This is a genomic window from Vibrio sp. S17_S38, assembly GCF_014694375.1.
In the GTDB taxonomy this organism is placed as follows: Bacteria; Pseudomonadota; Gammaproteobacteria; order Enterobacterales; family Vibrionaceae; genus Vibrio.
The window spans coordinates 47402-63309 of sequence record NZ_JAAUWW010000009.1 but is presented as its reverse complement, the minus strand read 5'-3'; the positions used below and the strand labels follow the sequence as shown (position 1 = coordinate 63309).

General features: G+C 38.6%; 20 protein-coding genes. 6 read left to right on the top strand and 14 right to left on the bottom strand.

Going from position 1 to position 15908, the window contains the following annotated elements; genetic code table 11:
* Positions 1 to 88: 88 nt before the first annotated feature.
* The 3 genes from HC725_RS08740 to ectA all read right to left on the bottom strand — a co-directional run bounded on the left by HC725_RS08740 (position 89) and on the right by ectA (position 2513).
* On the bottom strand, positions 89 to 475 hold the full coding sequence (locus HC725_RS08740; RefSeq protein ID WP_190331435.1) for an ectoine synthase: 387 nt from the start codon (positions 473 to 475) through the stop codon (positions 89 to 91).
* Between the two features lie 133 nt (positions 476 to 608).
* Entirely contained in the window at positions 609 to 1874 is a 1266-nt protein-coding gene (ectB, locus tag HC725_RS08735) for a diaminobutyrate--2-oxoglutarate transaminase (RefSeq protein ID WP_190331434.1), read from the bottom strand.
* A 96-nt stretch (positions 1875 to 1970) separates the two neighbouring features.
* Positions 1971 to 2513, bottom strand: a complete 543-nt coding sequence (ectA, locus tag HC725_RS08730) for a diaminobutyrate acetyltransferase (protein WP_446751359.1) — start codon at positions 2511 to 2513, stop codon at positions 1971 to 1973.
* A gap of 553 nt (positions 2514 to 3066) precedes the next feature.
* On the opposite strand from ectA, the gene HC725_RS08725 reads away from it, so the two are divergent.
* Positions 3067 to 4839 carry a SulP family inorganic anion transporter gene (locus HC725_RS08725; RefSeq protein WP_194687911.1) on the top strand — a complete coding sequence of 591 codons (1773 nt, stop codon included), beginning with the start codon at positions 3067 to 3069 and terminating at the stop codon, positions 4837 to 4839.
* A 116-nt stretch (positions 4840 to 4955) separates the two neighbouring features.
* Here the strand turns inward: HC725_RS08725 and HC725_RS08720 are convergent, their stop codons facing one another.
* From HC725_RS08720 to HC725_RS08695, 6 genes are all read right to left on the bottom strand, one after another.
* Positions 4956 to 5213: a glutathione S-transferase N-terminal domain-containing protein gene (locus HC725_RS08720; RefSeq protein ID WP_190331433.1), complete on the bottom strand. Its 258-nt coding sequence runs from the start codon at positions 5211 to 5213 to the stop codon at positions 4956 to 4958.
* A 33-nt stretch (positions 5214 to 5246) separates the two neighbouring features.
* Entirely contained in the window at positions 5247 to 5654 is a 408-nt protein-coding gene (locus tag HC725_RS08715; protein ID WP_190331432.1) for a hypothetical protein, read from the bottom strand.
* 113 nt (positions 5655 to 5767) lie between these two features.
* Complete coding sequence (locus HC725_RS08710) at positions 5768 to 6307, bottom strand: YaeQ family protein (RefSeq protein ID WP_190331431.1); 540 nt, start codon at positions 6305 to 6307, stop codon at positions 5768 to 5770.
* Between the two features lie 136 nt (positions 6308 to 6443).
* Entirely contained in the window at positions 6444 to 6965 is a 522-nt protein-coding gene (locus tag HC725_RS08705; RefSeq protein ID WP_190331430.1) for a CueP family metal-binding protein, read from the bottom strand.
* Between the two features lie 121 nt (positions 6966 to 7086).
* Entirely contained in the window at positions 7087 to 7602 is a 516-nt protein-coding gene (locus tag HC725_RS08700) for a DUF2301 domain-containing membrane protein (protein WP_190331429.1), read from the bottom strand.
* A gap of 58 nt (positions 7603 to 7660) precedes the next feature.
* Positions 7661 to 8599 carry a M14 family metallopeptidase gene (locus tag HC725_RS08695; RefSeq protein WP_190331428.1) on the bottom strand — a complete coding sequence of 313 codons (939 nt, stop codon included), beginning with the start codon at positions 8597 to 8599 and terminating at the stop codon, positions 7661 to 7663.
* A gap of 226 nt (positions 8600 to 8825) precedes the next feature.
* Between HC725_RS08695 and HC725_RS08690 the strand changes: the two genes are divergently transcribed.
* From HC725_RS08690 to HC725_RS08680, 3 genes are all read left to right on the top strand, one after another.
* Positions 8826 to 9662, top strand: a complete 837-nt coding sequence (locus HC725_RS08690; RefSeq protein ID WP_190331427.1) for a DUF6279 family lipoprotein — start codon at positions 8826 to 8828, stop codon at positions 9660 to 9662.
* A gap of 218 nt (positions 9663 to 9880) precedes the next feature.
* Complete coding sequence (locus HC725_RS08685; protein ID WP_190331426.1) at positions 9881 to 11842, top strand: bifunctional 2',3'-cyclic-nucleotide 2'-phosphodiesterase/3'-nucleotidase; 1962 nt, start codon at positions 9881 to 9883, stop codon at positions 11840 to 11842.
* Between the two features lie 255 nt (positions 11843 to 12097).
* Positions 12098 to 12469 (top strand): LysM peptidoglycan-binding domain-containing protein, encoded by a 372-nt coding sequence (locus HC725_RS08680; protein ID WP_190331425.1) that lies wholly within the window; start codon positions 12098 to 12100, stop codon positions 12467 to 12469.
* A 312-nt stretch (positions 12470 to 12781) separates the two neighbouring features.
* Here the strand turns inward: HC725_RS08680 and HC725_RS08675 are convergent, their stop codons facing one another.
* Together HC725_RS08675 and HC725_RS08670 are read right to left on the bottom strand one after the other, a co-directional pair.
* On the bottom strand, positions 12782 to 13063 hold the full coding sequence (locus tag HC725_RS08675) for a universal stress protein (RefSeq protein ID WP_342365936.1): 282 nt from the start codon (positions 13061 to 13063) through the stop codon (positions 12782 to 12784).
* 56 nt (positions 13064 to 13119) lie between these two features.
* Positions 13120 to 13983: a LysR family transcriptional regulator gene (locus tag HC725_RS08670; RefSeq protein WP_190331424.1), complete on the bottom strand. Its 864-nt coding sequence runs from the start codon at positions 13981 to 13983 to the stop codon at positions 13120 to 13122.
* 98 nt (positions 13984 to 14081) lie between these two features.
* Here HC725_RS08670 and HC725_RS08665 point away from each other — a divergent pair, with 98 nt between their 5' ends.
* Both HC725_RS08665 and HC725_RS08660 read left to right on the top strand, forming a co-directional pair.
* Positions 14082 to 14306, top strand: coding sequence for a hypothetical protein (locus HC725_RS08665; protein WP_190331423.1), 225 nt, complete (start codon positions 14082 to 14084; stop codon positions 14304 to 14306).
* Between the two features lies 1 nt (position 14307).
* Positions 14308 to 14460: a hypothetical protein gene (locus tag HC725_RS08660; protein ID WP_190331422.1), complete on the top strand. Its 153-nt coding sequence runs from the start codon at positions 14308 to 14310 to the stop codon at positions 14458 to 14460.
* Between the two features lie 129 nt (positions 14461 to 14589).
* Here the strand turns inward: HC725_RS08660 and HC725_RS08655 are convergent, their stop codons facing one another.
* From HC725_RS08655 to HC725_RS08645, 3 genes are all read right to left on the bottom strand, one after another.
* On the bottom strand, positions 14590 to 14727 hold the full coding sequence (locus tag HC725_RS08655) for a TIGR02808 family protein (RefSeq protein ID WP_190331421.1): 138 nt from the start codon (positions 14725 to 14727) through the stop codon (positions 14590 to 14592).
* Positions 14728 to 14775: 48 nt separating this feature from the next.
* Positions 14776 to 15348, bottom strand: coding sequence for a NapC/NirT family cytochrome c (locus HC725_RS08650; protein ID WP_190331420.1), 573 nt, complete (start codon positions 15346 to 15348; stop codon positions 14776 to 14778).
* Between the two features lie 62 nt (positions 15349 to 15410).
* On the bottom strand, positions 15411 to 15893 hold the full coding sequence (locus HC725_RS08645) for a nitrate reductase cytochrome c-type subunit (RefSeq protein WP_190331419.1): 483 nt from the start codon (positions 15891 to 15893) through the stop codon (positions 15411 to 15413).
* Positions 15894 to 15908: the final 15 nt, after the last annotated feature.

Here is a 15908-nt window from a genome sequence, read left to right as displayed (position 1 = left end):
TAAGTGCCATATATTGATAAAAAGACACTATTTGAATATTTCGGTATGGTTGCCGCCTCTAAAATGTAGAGGCAGCAATTTAAGGTCTTTAATCGACTAACGGATAAACACCATCTTTATCGTGGGTTTCAGCGCCAGTTAGTGGTGGATTAAATACACAAGCCATTACCATATCCGCACCTTTATAAGCACGAAGTTGCTGTTCATCATGTTTATCGAGAACATAAAGCGTGCCTGGTTTGATTGGGTAAGTTTCGCCACCAATGATTTCAATTTCACCTTCACCAGAGATGCAATACACAGATTCTAGGTGATTTTTATAGTGAATGTGAGTATCGGTTCCTGCATAGATATTGGTGATGTGGAACGAGAAACCCATGTTATCTTCACGTAATAACATACGAACACTTTCCCAAGTATCGGCCACAACACGGCGTTCACTGTTTTGGCATTCTTCTAATGTTCTTACTATCATTGTTATTTCCTTATTTTAATTCGAGCTCTATTGACGAAGTGCCAGTGCTTGCCACACTGGTATTTCATTGATAGGGAGATCATCTAAGATCTCACCATCCACTGATTGGTCTGTGGTTAAACAAACCTTGGGGCTAGGAAGCCCTCCGAGTCAATTTAGTGGATACTTTTGCAACTGCTTTTTCAAAGATATGAATACCTTGTTCAAGTTCTGACTCGCTCACTGTTAATGGGCAGAAGAACTTCACTACTTCATCATTTGGACCGGCGGTTTCAATCACCATACCGTTTTCAAAACAATCACTAGTGATCAAGTCAGCGATGTCGCCATCTTTACACTCGATACCTTGCATTAAGCCACGGCCTTTAATGCCAACAAATAAGTTTGAATATTGCTTAAGTGTTTTCTGCAGTGCTTTATTTAATTGCGCAGCACGTTCTTGAATATGTGTTTCGAAATCATCATTGTGCCAATAAGTATCAATGGCTTCAGCCGCCGTAATAAAGGCGTGGTTATTACCACGGAAAGTACCGTTATGTTCACCTGGTGCCCATTGATCAAGCTCTGGTTTCATTAGCATGATCGCCATTGGCAGACCGTAACCACCAATTGATTTTGATAGCGTTACCATGTCTGGCTTGATGCCTGATGGTTCAAAACTAAAGAAAGTACCAGTACGGCCACAACCTGCTTGGATATCATCAACGATTAATAGCACATCGTTGTCTTTACAGATCTTGCTTAAACGTTGTAGCCATTCGTTTGATGCTGCGTTTAAACCACCTTCGCCTTGAACAACTTCGACAATAGCTGCCGCAGGGGTGTCTAGACCTCCTGAATTATCGTTGAGCATGGTTTCAAATAATGCTAAGCCATCAATATCGGCATAGCCTTCGTATGGAAAACGGGTCACACCTGATAAAGGCATTGCCGCGCCACCACGGTGATGTTGGTTACCCGTTGCCGCCAGTGCGCCATAAGAGACACCATGGAAGCCATTGGTAAAGGCAACAATATTGGTACGATTTTTAATTTTACGCGCCAACTTCATTGCAGATTCAACCGCATTCGTTCCGGTTGGACCTGTGAATTGAACTTTATATTCAAGATCGCGAGGGGCTAAAATTTTCTCGGTTAAGCTGGTTAAGAAATGCGCTTTAGCTTCTGAGTGCATATCTAAGCCGTGGGTTAAACCATCTTGATCGATGTAATCAAGTAATGCTCTTTTTAGAACAGGGTTGTTGTGGCCATAATTTAATGAACCAGCACCCGCCAGAAAATCTAAGTAACGATCACCGTCTTCGGTGTGTAGCCAGCAACCTTTAGCCGATGAAAATACGACTGGGAAGTTGTTGGCGTAACATTGAACGTTTGATTCGTGCTTTTTAAAGATATTCATGAGTTATCCTGTCTATCATTTATGAATGTGAGTTAGCTAAAGTAGAGCTAACAAATTGAATATTTATTACTGTTTGATTTTTCTATTGATTGATCATTAGCTTGCGAGAGGGATATGGAATAAGAACTCGCTGTCATGTTCTCCATCGAAATGACGTTCTTTATCCAAAAACACTGAAACATTGCCTCGTGCACCATCTTCTCGCTCAATTTTTCTAAATAAGCTCCATGATCCGAGATTATCTTTGGTAATGGTTGTTTCTATTGCGGCAATGCCAGATAAAGATTCACGTTCAAGCAAAGCTTTAATCATTCGATAAGCCAAACCACAACCTCGACTCTTTTCTGCAACGGCCACTTGCCAAATAAATAACACGGGCTGTTCTGGTGGTGTGCTTGGTTTGAGGTAAGCCGAAACAAAACCTGCGATTTCACCATTTCTCTCTGCTAAAACGCAGGTTTCTTTAAAATGGGAAGTTTGCAAAAAGTTGCAGTAAGCGGAGTTTGTATCCAGAGGGGGACACGATTCAATCAAGTTATTAACTTGAATACCATCGCTTATTTCGGGTTTTCTAAATGTCCACTCATCTTGAGTGTTGGTCACTTTTTCTGGATGTGTCACCCTGGGTGCCGTAATCATCATTGCCCTATATTTTTGTATCCACATCATGAAAATTAATGGTGTGAATGGATTAATTTAAAAAGTACTAAATTTATTATTTTGTTTAGTGTACTAATCAATTTCGAAAGTGATCATAACGTTGTGACGAATTAATTCAACCCCTTATTCCTAATGGAAATATACAATCAATACCTATTTTATTGTTTTTAATGAGTTTTTATAGTTAATAAAAAAATATGATGTTTTTATTAAATGATTAGTGATCTAACTGATTTTTGGGTGGTGAATGACTGTTTAGGCCTTTTGCTTTATAGGCTTAACTGACTTTGGCCATCTAATGTAGGGTGGCAACGTAGATTATTAAAATCATGACTCATTACTGGTTGATATAACCGAAGTGTTCAATATGGATAGTAGTCATTCATAAGGTCGATATGATGGAAGGTAACGGGAATCGATTTTTATTAATTATAGAATCAGACTTAAATAAATGGTCTGTATTGGCATTCGATCAGCTATAATCACCTGATTAATTGTGGTTTTTATATGGAAAATGTAAGGATAAATTGCGTTGATCAAGGCATGTATCAAATATTGGCTACCGGGTTTTTACCAGCTTAAAGATTATCAGCGAGTTTGGCTTTCTGATGATATCCGCGCTGCATTCTCAGTTGTTGCCGTAGCCCTGCCGGTTGGTATTGCTTATGCTCAGTTAACAGGGGTAAGTGCTATTGTAGGATTATATTCTACGGCGCTTCCTATGATTGTTTATGCTTTTTTCGGTACCTCTAGACAATTAATTATGGGCCCCGACACTGCCACTTGCGCTGTTATTGCGGCTGTAGTTGCACCCTTAGCGGCAGGTGATGCCGTGAAATATTGGCAATTGGTTATTACTATTACTTTAATGACTGGGGCATGGTGCTTAATTGCCAGTTATTTTAGGTTAGGAATGCTGGCGGATTTTCTTTCTCGTCCTATTTTACTAGGTCTTTTGAATGGCGTCGCCATCACCATTGTTGTGGGGCAGTTTGCCAATATACTTGGTTTATCTTTTGAAAAAAATCAGCTGGTTGAGCAATTACTTGAGGCTCCGATGATTTTGGAGAGAGTGCATTGGCAAACCGTAATGGTCAGTTTATTTACGATTGCGATATATTATATTTGTAAATATTATCAGCCTCGTTTGCCTGCCGCGATTATTGCTATTATCGGTGCTTCTGCGATTACTTGGATTGGTCAACTTAGTCATTATGGCGTTCAGGTGGTTGGGGCTGTAGATGGCGGTTTTCCTGTGTTTCAAGCGCCAAAATTTAGCTTGGAGGACGGAAGAGAGTTGGTTATGCCTGCATTTAACTTGGCGATGGTAAGCTTTGTTAGCATGATGATTACGGCGCGCAGCTTTGCGGCAAAAAATGGTTATGAAATTGATGCGGATAAAGAATTTCGTGCATTGGGTGTAGCTAATTTCGCCTCTGCATTGTCTTCTGGTTTTGCGATTAGTGGGGCGAATTCTCGTACTGCGATCAATGATGCGAATGGTGGTAAAACACAATTAGTTTCTATTATTGCCGGTGTCATTATTGCTGTCGTTGCGGTTGTTGCTTATCAACCTCTGGAATTTATACCAATTGCGGCTTTGGGCGTAGTATTAATTGTTTCCTCTTTTTCATTGCTCGATATGAAGGGAATTTGGCTATTGCGAAATCGCGATACTAAGGCTTTCTACTTGTCGTCAATTACTTTCATGGGCGTATTAGTTATTGGTGTGATACCCGGTATTACCTTAGCTGTTTTATTAGGTTTGTTTCAGTTTCTAAGCACCATTATGCGCCCAAGTGATCAAATTCTAGGTTTGAGTCATAGGGGAAGTGTGCGAACTCTTGATGAAAGCGATAAAGTGAAAGCGATCCCGGGCTTATTGATTTATCGATTTAATTCACCATTAACGTATTTCAACGCTCCATATTTTAAGCGTCAATTATTAAAGTATGTGTATCTAGCGGATAAGAATGATTTAAGTTATGTCATTATTGACTCGGTTGTGAGTTTCACTTATTTAGATGCGAGTGCGATGACAATGATTAGTGATTTACAAGTGCAGTTGAAAAAACAAGGTATCCGTTTAGTCCTTGCAGGGCGTAAGCGTCAATTAAAATCTTGGTGTGATCTTATGGGAATTCAAGTGGGAGATGGTGGCATTATTATTCGATCGGATATGTATTTGGCTATTAAACTCTGTGCTTGTTATCAAGCAGCAGTAGAAAATGAACAGATAGTGCCATTACAAAGAAATGAATATAAAAAACCAGAATCAGATATCACGGTTTCAGCTGAAATTTAAGCCATTCATTTGACAGTCTTTCTTGAAAATAAAAAATCAGGCTCTTTAGGGGCCTGATTTTTTTATGCGTAATTGTCATTGGTTATTTTAAATATCAATGAGCATTTAATTTGTGATTAAGCTAATGCTTTTAGATAATCAACAATTGCATCAGATTCATATAGCCATGTTGTTTCTGAGCCACTTTCGATCTTTAAGCAAGGTACTTGTGTTTTACCCGTTGCCGTTACTTTTTCATCTTGATAATCAGGATTTTTACGAATATCTCTCAATTCCAAATCAAGTCCTAATTCTGTGATGGCGCGGCGAACTTTCTGGCAATATGGGCAGCTTTCAAAATGATACAGTGACAAGCCTTGTGTTGATGTGGTCATATCTAACTCCTTAAGAATTTGGAAGTAATGTTGTTAAATCTTACTAGTATCGAACTGTAAAAGATCGGCGTAAGCACTAGCACATTGGTATTTACTATATAACGTATCTTCAGCTTTAAACTTAGACACGTTTTGTTGCTGAGAAATTTCGGTCAGCTTATTTTCTACCAATGTTTGGTACTCTTCATGATGCGTTGTCCACTGGATTGGATATTCATTCATAATGTAAGAACCAATCTTATAGCTGCCTTCTTTATGTAAAAACCCACAAACCAAATAGCGAGTTAAATCTTTCTCTGGCAGCATTGCAGGATCAGATTGAGCCGCCGTGCTTGTTGATGTGGTAGGTGCTTTGGGTGATGTTTCTGCAAAGCTAGCAGTTGAGAGTAGAGCTAAAACGGTACATAGAGTGGCGCATAATGCGGTAGTAAGTCGAAGCATCCTGTCTTCCTTTACAGTAGATAAAATATGAATGGCATTATCATATCAAATATTGAGATGAGCGTATCACTTCATAAAATGTAATGATCTTTGTTATTTATCCAGAGTTCAGGTTATTTAGACTCTGACAACATTTCCCACGTTACTTCACTCTGCAACGCATCTGTTGATAAATAAATAGTATTGCCTGAAATCATGACACCTAAATCTAAAGTTCGAGCGATCATCTTAGTCGATTCCACTACTCCAGCAGGATCTAGACGAAAGATCTCCGCATTGAGTGTGGCAAATTTGGTTTGATTTTGTTTCCACCATACATCGGTTTTGGTGTTGAAACTGTAAATACTGACACGTTTCGCGATACGACTAGCTTTTTTTACTCGGTCGAAATCAGGCTCACCAGCTTCAATCCAATGCAATAATTGATCGTCTAATGATTTCACCCAAATATCTGGTTCTTCAATGCTTGATAAGCCTTTGGTAAATTGAAGATCGGGTTGGGCGTTTAAGCAATAAGCGAGCAGTCTTGCCATCATGCGCTCATTATTTTCTGATGGATGTTGAGCCACAGTTAGATTGAGCGAGTCATAATGATCATTGTTCATATCGGTGAGAGATATACGAAACTTATAAATAGTTGGTTTTAAAGCCACGAGTAGACCTTTGAAGGTAGGCGAAAAAGTAAGGCGCAATTGTACGTTATAAACTGCATAAGTTATCGAAATAAATAAAAAAGTTCACAACCTATTAAGTTGTGAACTTTCATTTTTTTGGACGAAGCCTAAAGGATTAGCTCAATTGCATCGTGGTGATGCAAGTTTTAGCATCATCTTCTGTGCTAAGAATTTGAGTGGCGGTTTTTCCATTGTAAGTAAAAGTGAACTCTAGATGCTTTTTACCTTTTGGCATCCAAAAATCAATAAAGCCATCTTTTTGTGTTTTCACCATACCGTATTTTAATACTTGTTTGGTGTCTAAATCGGTGATTTTCACTTGCATGGATTTTTCAACTAGTTCACCTTGGCAACCTGTTGGAACATGAAATCCACAAGGGTGAGTCTGATATTCGTAAGGGGCGATAGACAATAAGTGTTGGTCACCCGTCGAAATTTTAGTTTGGCTACCATCGCTAAATTTCGCCAGAATATGATCTGGAAATACTTGAATTGAAGCCGTGCCTTTACCGTGATATTCATGCGATTTCTCTAAGGCTTGTGGCGCCGTTAAGTTAGCAAAATCATCGGCTTGGTTTGCCCAAACAGAATTTGCAGATAAAGCAAAAGCAAGTGAGAAAAATGAAATGAGTTTCATGGGAGTACCTTTAAAGTTAAGTCAAAATTATTGAAGATGACTCAAGCATAAAGGTTACCATTAGGACAAGGTCAATCGATTTATCCCTATTAATTTAGAGGATAAAGCGATGAGAATAAAATCAGACTTGGAACTTACTTTTGTCACCAATATCGAAGTGAAATGGTTGACGAAATTTGGCGACACACATTCCCATTAATAATAGAAAAGAAGCAATAGAGAAAGCGTGCGTCAGAATAGGAAAAATCGATATCAACAAACTTAGCCAATATAAGATCAGCACAATAGGTGTAATACGGACTAAGTAAATTCGAAAGCAATAGTATTCTTTGATGGTTAATGCACTGGTGACTAAAAAGCTTGCGCCAATTGCTAAAATGGGCGTAATGCCAATCATAAGCCAACAGACTGAAAATAGAGCACTGCCTAAAATTATCCAGCGGATTTTTTTATCATAAATATGCATACAAGCTGCCGCAATCAAGGAGCTGCAAATTAACAGTTTGCTTGCATAGTCAAAAGGAATGAAATTATACAGTACCATTGCAATGGCCGACACACCGAAGCTTGAACGATATAAACCTACGGTTAAGTAATCGATGATATCTAGATCTTCTTTGACGTTAATGTCAGCCATGCAGTTATGTCCCTTTTGCTAGTTTACTAGAGAGATTAAAGTATCAAGCTACTGATGATCATTTAAGTGTAGTCAGAATATAATCGAGAGCGCCGACAATCGCGGCAACTTGAGCTCGGTTGCATTCGTCATCGGTTACTTTAGGACTATCTGGATAGACTTCGGTAGTGGTGCAATATTGATAATTGGTAAAGCCTGCACATAACCCAAGCGCCGCTAACGGATAATTAATAACACCATTCTGAGTGACATCGGAACCTATTATTTGGTTATTTTCATCCGCTGGTGCAATATGAGTGACATTACGAACGGAATCAATAATGGCTTTTTGTAGCGCATCATCGTCTTTTTCTGTGTCTCCCACAGTATAAAATCCATCAGGAATAATGCCTTTTTTACACTCAATACCATCACGAGCGGCGAGCGCTGGTCGAAACTCTAATTCATCCGTATCCGTTGTTTCGTGTAAATCAATATGGGCTAAAATCGACACGTTTAAATCTGCCACCATTTTCATTAATGCGGCTGATTCTTGAGCTGGGCTATTAGTCGTGAAATTACGATTAGGATCAAGTGCTTCAGGATTCCAACGATTAATGGTTTCGTATCCCCAAGGGCTGACACATGGCGCGATCACAATATTGAAATCAACGTGGTAATTTTTTTCTTCTGTTTGAGCAAATAAAAGTGCACCGTGTACACCGCTGGTTTCATAACCATGGACACCACCAGTCACTAAAATTGTTGGTTTATTGACATCCCACGAGCGTGTTTTTAATGCCCATAATGGATAACGATCTTTTCCAACCGGAATATTATCGTATTGCAATTCACCATACTGAAAAACGTCAAATTGATTTTTTAGCGCGTCAATTTTTGGTACCACTTCCTCGAAATAAGAACGTTTTACACTGGTTTGTTCTAACCACTGGCGTTTTTCAATATTGGTCCATTTTTGGCCTGGTGTTCCGATTGGAAATGCAGTCGTGGTGCTCATGAGAGTGTCCTTTATTGGTATTATTAACGTATCAATAATCTTAACACTTAGCCAAGAATGGCAGTAGTAGAAATCTACGCATCTTATTATTGATGAAGCTTATTTATTACCGATACTATCTTTATTTGCTTGTTGAGGCTTATGACTTAGTTTGACAGGAATAACGTAGCTTGGCGGTAAGTACTAAACTAAAGTAAGACAAACTACAAAAAGGCATGGGCACTTTATGTTAAAGCGAGTCATTATTTTCACAAGCATCATTTTGTTTACAGGATGTTCAACGCAGTTTTTATACGACCGATTAGATTGGATGGCAGCTCAGTATGTCGATCAATATGTGTCGTTAAATGATAAACAAGAGTCTATGTTGAAGCAGTCAGTTAACGAGGTTAAAGAATGGCATCGTCAGCAACAATTGCCAGCTTACATTGCCTATATTGATCGCCTACTGATGCTAAAACCATCTGAAGTTGGTACAGGGAAAGTGCAAAAAGAGTATGAACAACTAAAAGGCTACTCAAGACAGATTGCTACGCAAGTTATGCCACATTTATACGATCTGTTTATGACATTGGATCAAGCACAAGGTGATGAACTTTTTGCATCTCTACAGGAAAAATATCAATCAGAATATGCCGATTACAAAGATTTATCTGAAAAAGAAAGTAGAGATAAATCGTATAAAAGAATGGTTAAAATACTTGAAAAGTGGGTGGGCGATCTTTCTGATACACAAGATAGAGATGTAAAAAAGTGGAGTTTGGAACGTCCATTAATGAATCATGATTGGTTTAATCAACAACTCATCAATAAATCAGAATTGCAGGTGTTATTTTTACAGCGTAATGATTCCAGTACGTTTAAGGCAAAATTTATTACCACATTGCTTGAACCTGAAACTCTATACACCCAGCACTTGAAGGTTAAATTACAACAAAATAGCGCCATTACGGTTGGTATGTTAGTTAAAGTCATACAACAAATGTCCCCAAAACAACTTGATCATTATCATGATGAGCTGCGTGGCTGGCGTGACACATTCGTGGACTTAGCTGCGAAGTGACGATAGCCGCAGAACTAGTCGATGTCGTTAACTGGCGGATGCAGTTAAATAATTGAACTACGTCAATAGATAAGCTAAGTAGCGATTTCTATAGATAAAAATGAAGAGTGAATCACGCTTGCATGCCCATCGTCACATAAATGATATGTAAGCTGTTTTATTATTGCATCCACACGTTACACCTCTCTCATTATTAGAAAAGCCATATGGAGTGCTTAATGAAAATCGTTCGTCACCCTCTTTCTTTGTCGGTCTTGGTCGGGATGATCTGCCTGTCAAACTCTACTTTTGCGGATACTATTCATTTACGTGTTATCGAAACCACAGATATTCATGCTAATTACATGGATTACGATTATTACAAAGATAAGCCGTCTGACAAAATTGGCTTAGTGCGCGCGGCAACGTTAATCGAGAAAGCCCGCAAAGAAGTAACCAATAGTGTGCTGGTGGATAATGGAGATCTTATTCAGGGCAGTCCGATGGGAGATTATATTGCTTCGAAAGGGCTACAACCGGGTGAGGTTCATCCTGCTTATAAAGCGATGAATTTGTTAAAATATGATGTAGGTAATATTGGTAATCATGAATTTAACTATGGGCTGGATTTTTTAGCTGAAGCTACCAATGACGCTAAGTTCCCTTATGTAAATGCTAATGTTTATGAAGCGAAATCAGGTAAGCATTACTTTAACCCTTATATTATTAAAACGTATCAATTTAAAGATACGGATGGTAAGAATCAAAAAATAAAAGTGGGTTATATCGGTTTTGTACCACCACAAATTATGGTGTGGGATAAGAAGAACCTTAATGGAAAAGTGACGGTTAAAGATATTAAAGAAACGGCTCAAGAATTAGTGCCAAAAATGCGTAAAGAAGGCGCTGATGTGATCGTTGCTATCGCACACTCTGGTTTGTCGGTTGATCCGTATAAAGAAGGTGCAGAAAATTCGGCTTATTATTTAACCCAGGTACAAGGTGTTGATGCAATTGCATTTGGTCATGCTCATGCGGTATTCCCGAGTAAAGAGTTTGCTCATTTAGATGGTGTCGATATTAAAAACGGCACAATTAATGGCATTACGTCGGTGATGCCTGGCCGGTGGGGAAGCCATGTTGGTGTTATGGATCTGGTGTTAAAAGAAAAAAATGGTCGTTGGCAGGTTACAAAAGGTCGCTCTGAAGCTCGTCCTATTTTTGATGCCACGAAGAATAAATCGTTAGCAGCAGAAGATATGCAAATTAAAAACGCGTTAGATTCTGATCATGCTGCTACTCGAAATTTTGTTAATCAACCGATTGGTAAAGCCAGCGCTAATATGTATAGCTATCTATCGCTAGTGCAAGATGACCCAACGGTTCAAATCGTGAATATGGCGCAAAGAGATTATACCGAACGCTTTATTCAAGGCGATCCTGATCTTGATGGTTTGCCTGTACTTGCTGCGGCAGCTCCCTTTAAAGCCGGTGGTCGTAAGAATGATCCGGGTAACTTTACAGAAGTTGAAGCGGGTGAACTAACCTTCCGTAATGCCGCCGATTTATATTTGTACCCTAATACGTTAGTGGCGCTAAAAGTCACGGGGGCAGATGTTAAAGAATGGCTTGAATGTTCGGCGGGGCAGTTCAATCAAATCGATCCAAGCAGTAGCAAACCGCAATCTTTGATTAATTGGGATGGCTTTCGCACTTATAACTATGATGTGATTGATGGCGTTAATTATCAAATTGATGTAACTCAACCCGCTAAATATGATGGTGAATGCAAAGCGGTTCATCCTGAATCTCAACGTATTGTTAACTTAACCTATAACGGCGAGCCCATTAATCCGAAACAAACGTTTATTGTTGCGACCAACAATTATCGTGCTTATGGTGAAAAATTTGCAGGCACCGGATCTCAATATGTTGCGTTTGATTCTCCGGATGAAAATCGCACTATTTTGGCTGACTATATTTCTCGGGTGAGTAAAGAGCAAGGTCAAGTTACGCCAAGTGCTGATAACAATTGGTCATTTGCACCGATTAAAACTAAAGCGAATTTAGATGTGCGTTTTGAAACGTCACCAAGTAATAAAGCGGCTAAATTTATTCAGGCTAACGCGCAGTATCCAATGAAAAAAGCGGCGACAGATGATGTTGGCTTTGCTGTCTATCAATTGCAGTTAAATAAATAGCGTTGGTATGAATGGGGGCATGAAGCACAAGAAACTGATTTGTGCTTCAGTATCATCTGAATATGGTTACTGATCTAGAGTCAATTTTTGGATCTCGCATAGGTCTGGGAGACTGGTCGTTAGTGTGTATGTGGTATGAACCATTACGTCAAGGTAAGGTCAATAACAACTCGACTTATGGCGAATTTTCTATTTCTTTGTTAGGGTTATATTGGCTTTTTAATAATGAAGTGAATCTTTTATAGGGAGTTTATTATGAAAATAATATCTAAATTAGCTTTTACAGCGCTTTCGATTGGTATTCTTGCTGGTTGTGCATCTAATGATGAAATGACGGAACAGCAAAATAAGAATACTGAACAAATTCAAGCCTTACAAAGTCAATTACAGCAACAACAAGATCAATCTGATATGACGGCTCAGTCTGTAGCGCAGTTACAAGCAGATCAAGAAGCATTGAAAAAACAATCTGAAGATGCGGCTAAGGTTTATACCGTTAAAGAGAATGACACCCTTTGGTCGATTGCAAAAGCACATGACATGTCATTAGATGATTTACTTCAATTGAATGAGAACATTAAAAATAAGAATAAAATAACCATTGGTGAAATACTTAATATTAAGTAATGGATTCAATATTATTAATAAATAAGCCGTCGTTTGACGGCTTATTTGATCATTTGGAGCTTAAATTAAACGATGGTTGTTTATCTATTTTAGCTTCGAAGCTAGTTAGACATTGTCATTCTGGATAGCGACGAAGGAGTGTAATTCAGAATATCCTAAAGGGTGCTGTTAACTTGCTTTTGTTCAGCATTGATTCAACCGTTTACAGTTTGTTTAATAATATTACCTTTACGAAAACATTATCCTAACAAGCTTTTATCGATCTGATTAGTAACTGGGTGGGTCTATCCAATCCACCCAGTTATTTTCATATTAACGTATGATGAGAAGTGGCAAGTGAGTATGCTCTAACATTTTTAGGGTGTTACTGCCTAGAAATATTTGTGCAAGTTTAGAGTGCGAGAAAGCGCCCATCACCAACATGTCGACTTCATGATCTCTTTTGTAATCCATCAAAGAATCGAACACATTACCTTCTAAAAATTGAGACTTAACTTCAAAGCCATTTTCAATTAACAAAGCTTCAGTTTGTTTGAATTTATCCGCTAAGTCATTTTGGCCATTTTTTATTGTTACTAGGTGGCAATATTGCACTAAAACGTTTTTATTCAGTTTGTAAAATATTCCTCATTACCTAAAAATATCGTTGATTAATTAATGAAACCTTTCACATATTGGACGAAATTTTCTATCGATTTCGATATTCTTAAGGCATCCCACACCATATAAATATTCCAGCTAGTATCTTGTTCAAAGGGGATGACTACCAATTCATTTGAATGCTGAAGAATAGATTTTCTTGGTAAAATAGAGACGCCAACGTGGGATGTTATCAATGTTAAGATAGTTTGAATGTCATCGGATATGTAGCTTTCACGTACGTTTTTACCCATTAATATTCTCTTTATATGCCGGTTCATCTCAGACTTATCTTTCTGTGTCAGCATTAATAAATCATACTTATCCAGATAAAAATCTATCTGAGCACTTTGATAAAGATGTTTAGAAACGACAAGCACGAATTCATCAGATGAAACTTTAAGGCGCTCTAGGTTTGAATTTTTAGGCTCTCGCATAAAAGCAATATCTAACAAGCCAACTAATAACTTCTCCTCCTGCTCATGAGAAGCAAAATCAAGTAAAGATAAATGAGTACTGGCATATTGAGCTTTAAAGTCTCTAATAATATTGGGTAGGAAGTCATAGCTGGATTTACCAAATCCTATTTGTAGCGATCCCATATTATCCTGAGCGATCTCTTTGATGTAGGAGTCTACTTTAGCTATGTGATTGTTTAAACTAATAATTTCATTAATCATTATTTCGCCTTGGGAAGAAAGCATTACCCCATTTGGACTTCGAATAAAGATGTCAAAACCATACATATCTTCAACATTCTTAATTTGTTTAGAAAGCGCAGGTTGCGAAATGCATAGCTGATGAGAAGCAATTCGAAAGCTTTTCACTTTGGCCAATGTTTCAATTGCTTGTAGCTGTTTAATACTTATGTTCATAACTAAAAGTTATCAATGTTAGTTTATTTTCAATATACGTTATCACTTGGTTAGGTAAAATACTAAGCATATTCAATCAAAAAGTGAGTGTGTTCATCATGGAATTTTGCATTTTATCTAAAGACGATATTACGGTTGCAGAGGATGTTTCTAAGGAAGAGGCGTCAGAAGTGATGCTTAGTCTGTTTAAGCAAGGCTTTGTATTAGCACCGGTTTTGATCGAAGCTAACAATGCAGAAAATGCTAAGCTTGTCTTTAGCCATTGTTTTAAATGGGATGAATTAGGTAAAGCGATGGTAAATAAACAGTTATTAAGAGGCTAATATGAAAACTAAATGTTTTCTATTTGACCTTGATGGGACTTTGGTCAACTCAACGAAGACTATTGAAGCAGTATGGGGCGAATGGTGCCACAAAGTGAACCTAAATCCTTCGGCAGTGATTTCTTATTGTTATGGGGTTAGAGGCCAAGTGTAGTGGCCAATTAAATTTGGCCACTACTTTAGACGTTATCAATACATTTTTTTACCCTCTGATACTTAAACAAAAAGCCCCATTCATTATTTAAAATGAATGGGGCTTTATTATGGTGCGCTATGTATTTGATTAATCGATTTGTTTATCTTTAGTCATCGATAAAATAAAAATACAAATGGCAGCAACGGCGGCAAACCCACCTAAAATAATCACTGGCATCGCGGCATAACCTAAGACGTGCCACATTACGTATTCTAAAGTACCCATTAATTTTCCTCTTCCTATTTCTGATTAAGAGTGGGGGGAGCTGACTGATTACCAGCCTTCCACATCTCTCATATCAGGTAGTTTGTGGGCAATACCTTTGTGACAATCGACACAAGTTTTGTCGCCGTCTGCCAATGCGGTTGAGTGTTGTTTAACAGCACGAGGCCCTTGTTCTGAGAAATCCATATAATTGAACTGATGACAGTTACGGCATTCTTTCGAGTCGTTGTCTTTCATTCGTTGCCATTCTCGGTGTGCGAGGTGGCCACGGCGTGCTTTGAATTTTTCTTCTGTATCAATCGTGCCGATGAAATGGAATAACAGTTCTTTTGATGCTTGTACTTTACGCACAATTTTGTCGGTCCATTTATGAGGGACGTGACAGTCAGAACAAATAGCACGTACACCAGATCGATTAGAGTAGTGAATGGTTTCGCGGATCTCTTTTACTATCGGCGCGTGGCAGCCTGAACAAAATTCTTCGGTATTGGTTGCTTCCATTCCGGTGTTAAATGCTCCCCAGAATAATAGCCCCCCCATAAAGCCCATTAGCAGTATGATCCCTGCCGCGGCTTTACTTGGCGTGGATAAACGCTTCCAGAAATTTTTGATAATTTTCATAATATTCTCTCTTGTTGCTTGGTTGGAGACACGATAGCGTGACTCCAACCAAGCGCAGCGTTTTATTTTAACGAATCAACACGTTGGAATTCGTTTTCGACCAAAGGTTTTGCATCGGCTTGTGGTACATGACACTGCAAGCAGAAGTAGCGGCGAGGTGAAACATCAGATAAAACTGCATCTTCACGGTTCACATAGTGAGTAACACTAATTTTTGTCGCGCCCATTTCTTTGGCGTTTTTCCAGCTATGGCAAGAAAGACATTTATTAACGTTTAAAGACACTTCATAGTTACGAATGGTATGTGGGATCAATGGTGGTTGATACACATAATCACTGTCTAATTGGTGATCTTTAGGAAAGCGTTTAAAGTTATCCGCTGGGCGAGTGGATTCTAGTTCACTTGCACCACGTAACGATTGCAAGCCACCGATCCCGCCAGGATTTGTTGCAACTGGGGTCGTTTTGTCACTTGCATCTTCTGCTTGTACGGCGCCGATGATCAACATTGAAGCTGCCACGAATGCCATGATGATTTTTTTCATAATCTTCTCCGATTT

Bases quoted from the DNA above. Each gene is read 5' to 3' on its own strand.
- HC725_RS08740 (WP_190331435.1), bottom strand. From the start codon at position 475: ATGATAGTAAGAACATTAGAAGAATGCCAAAACAGTGAACGCCGTGTT.
- ectB (WP_190331434.1), bottom strand. From the start codon at position 1,874: ATGAATATCTTTAAAAAGCACGAATCAAACGTTCAATGTTACGCCAAC.
- ectA (WP_446751359.1), bottom strand. From the start codon at position 2,513: ATGATTACGGCACCCAGGGTGACACATCCAGAAAAAGTGACCAACACT.
- HC725_RS08720 (WP_190331433.1), bottom strand. From the start codon at position 5,213: ATGACCACATCAACACAAGGCTTGTCACTGTATCATTTTGAAAGCTGC.
- HC725_RS08715 (WP_190331432.1), bottom strand. From the start codon at position 5,654: ATGCTTCGACTTACTACCGCATTATGCGCCACTCTATGTACCGTTTTA.
- HC725_RS08705 (WP_190331430.1), bottom strand. From the start codon at position 6,965: ATGAAACTCATTTCATTTTTCTCACTTGCTTTTGCTTTATCTGCAAAT.
- HC725_RS08700 (WP_190331429.1), bottom strand. From the start codon at position 7,602: ATGGCTGACATTAACGTCAAAGAAGATCTAGATATCATCGATTACTTA.
- HC725_RS08695 (WP_190331428.1), bottom strand. From the start codon at position 8,599: ATGAGCACCACGACTGCATTTCCAATCGGAACACCAGGCCAAAAATGG.
- HC725_RS08690 (WP_190331427.1), top strand. From the start codon at position 8,826: ATGTTAAAGCGAGTCATTATTTTCACAAGCATCATTTTGTTTACAGGA.
- HC725_RS08685 (WP_190331426.1), top strand. From the start codon at position 9,881: ATGAAAATCGTTCGTCACCCTCTTTCTTTGTCGGTCTTGGTCGGGATG.
- HC725_RS08680 (WP_190331425.1), top strand. From the start codon at position 12,098: ATGAAAATAATATCTAAATTAGCTTTTACAGCGCTTTCGATTGGTATT.
- HC725_RS08670 (WP_190331424.1), bottom strand. From the start codon at position 13,983: ATGAACATAAGTATTAAACAGCTACAAGCAATTGAAACATTGGCCAAA.
- HC725_RS08665 (WP_190331423.1), top strand. From the start codon at position 14,082: ATGGAATTTTGCATTTTATCTAAAGACGATATTACGGTTGCAGAGGAT.
- HC725_RS08660 (WP_190331422.1), top strand. From the start codon at position 14,308: ATGAAAACTAAATGTTTTCTATTTGACCTTGATGGGACTTTGGTCAAC.
- HC725_RS08655 (WP_190331421.1), bottom strand. From the start codon at position 14,727: ATGGGTACTTTAGAATACGTAATGTGGCACGTCTTAGGTTATGCCGCG.
- HC725_RS08650 (WP_190331420.1), bottom strand. From the start codon at position 15,348: ATGAAAATTATCAAAAATTTCTGGAAGCGTTTATCCACGCCAAGTAAA.
- HC725_RS08645 (WP_190331419.1), bottom strand. From the start codon at position 15,893: ATGAAAAAAATCATCATGGCATTCGTGGCAGCTTCAATGTTGATCATC.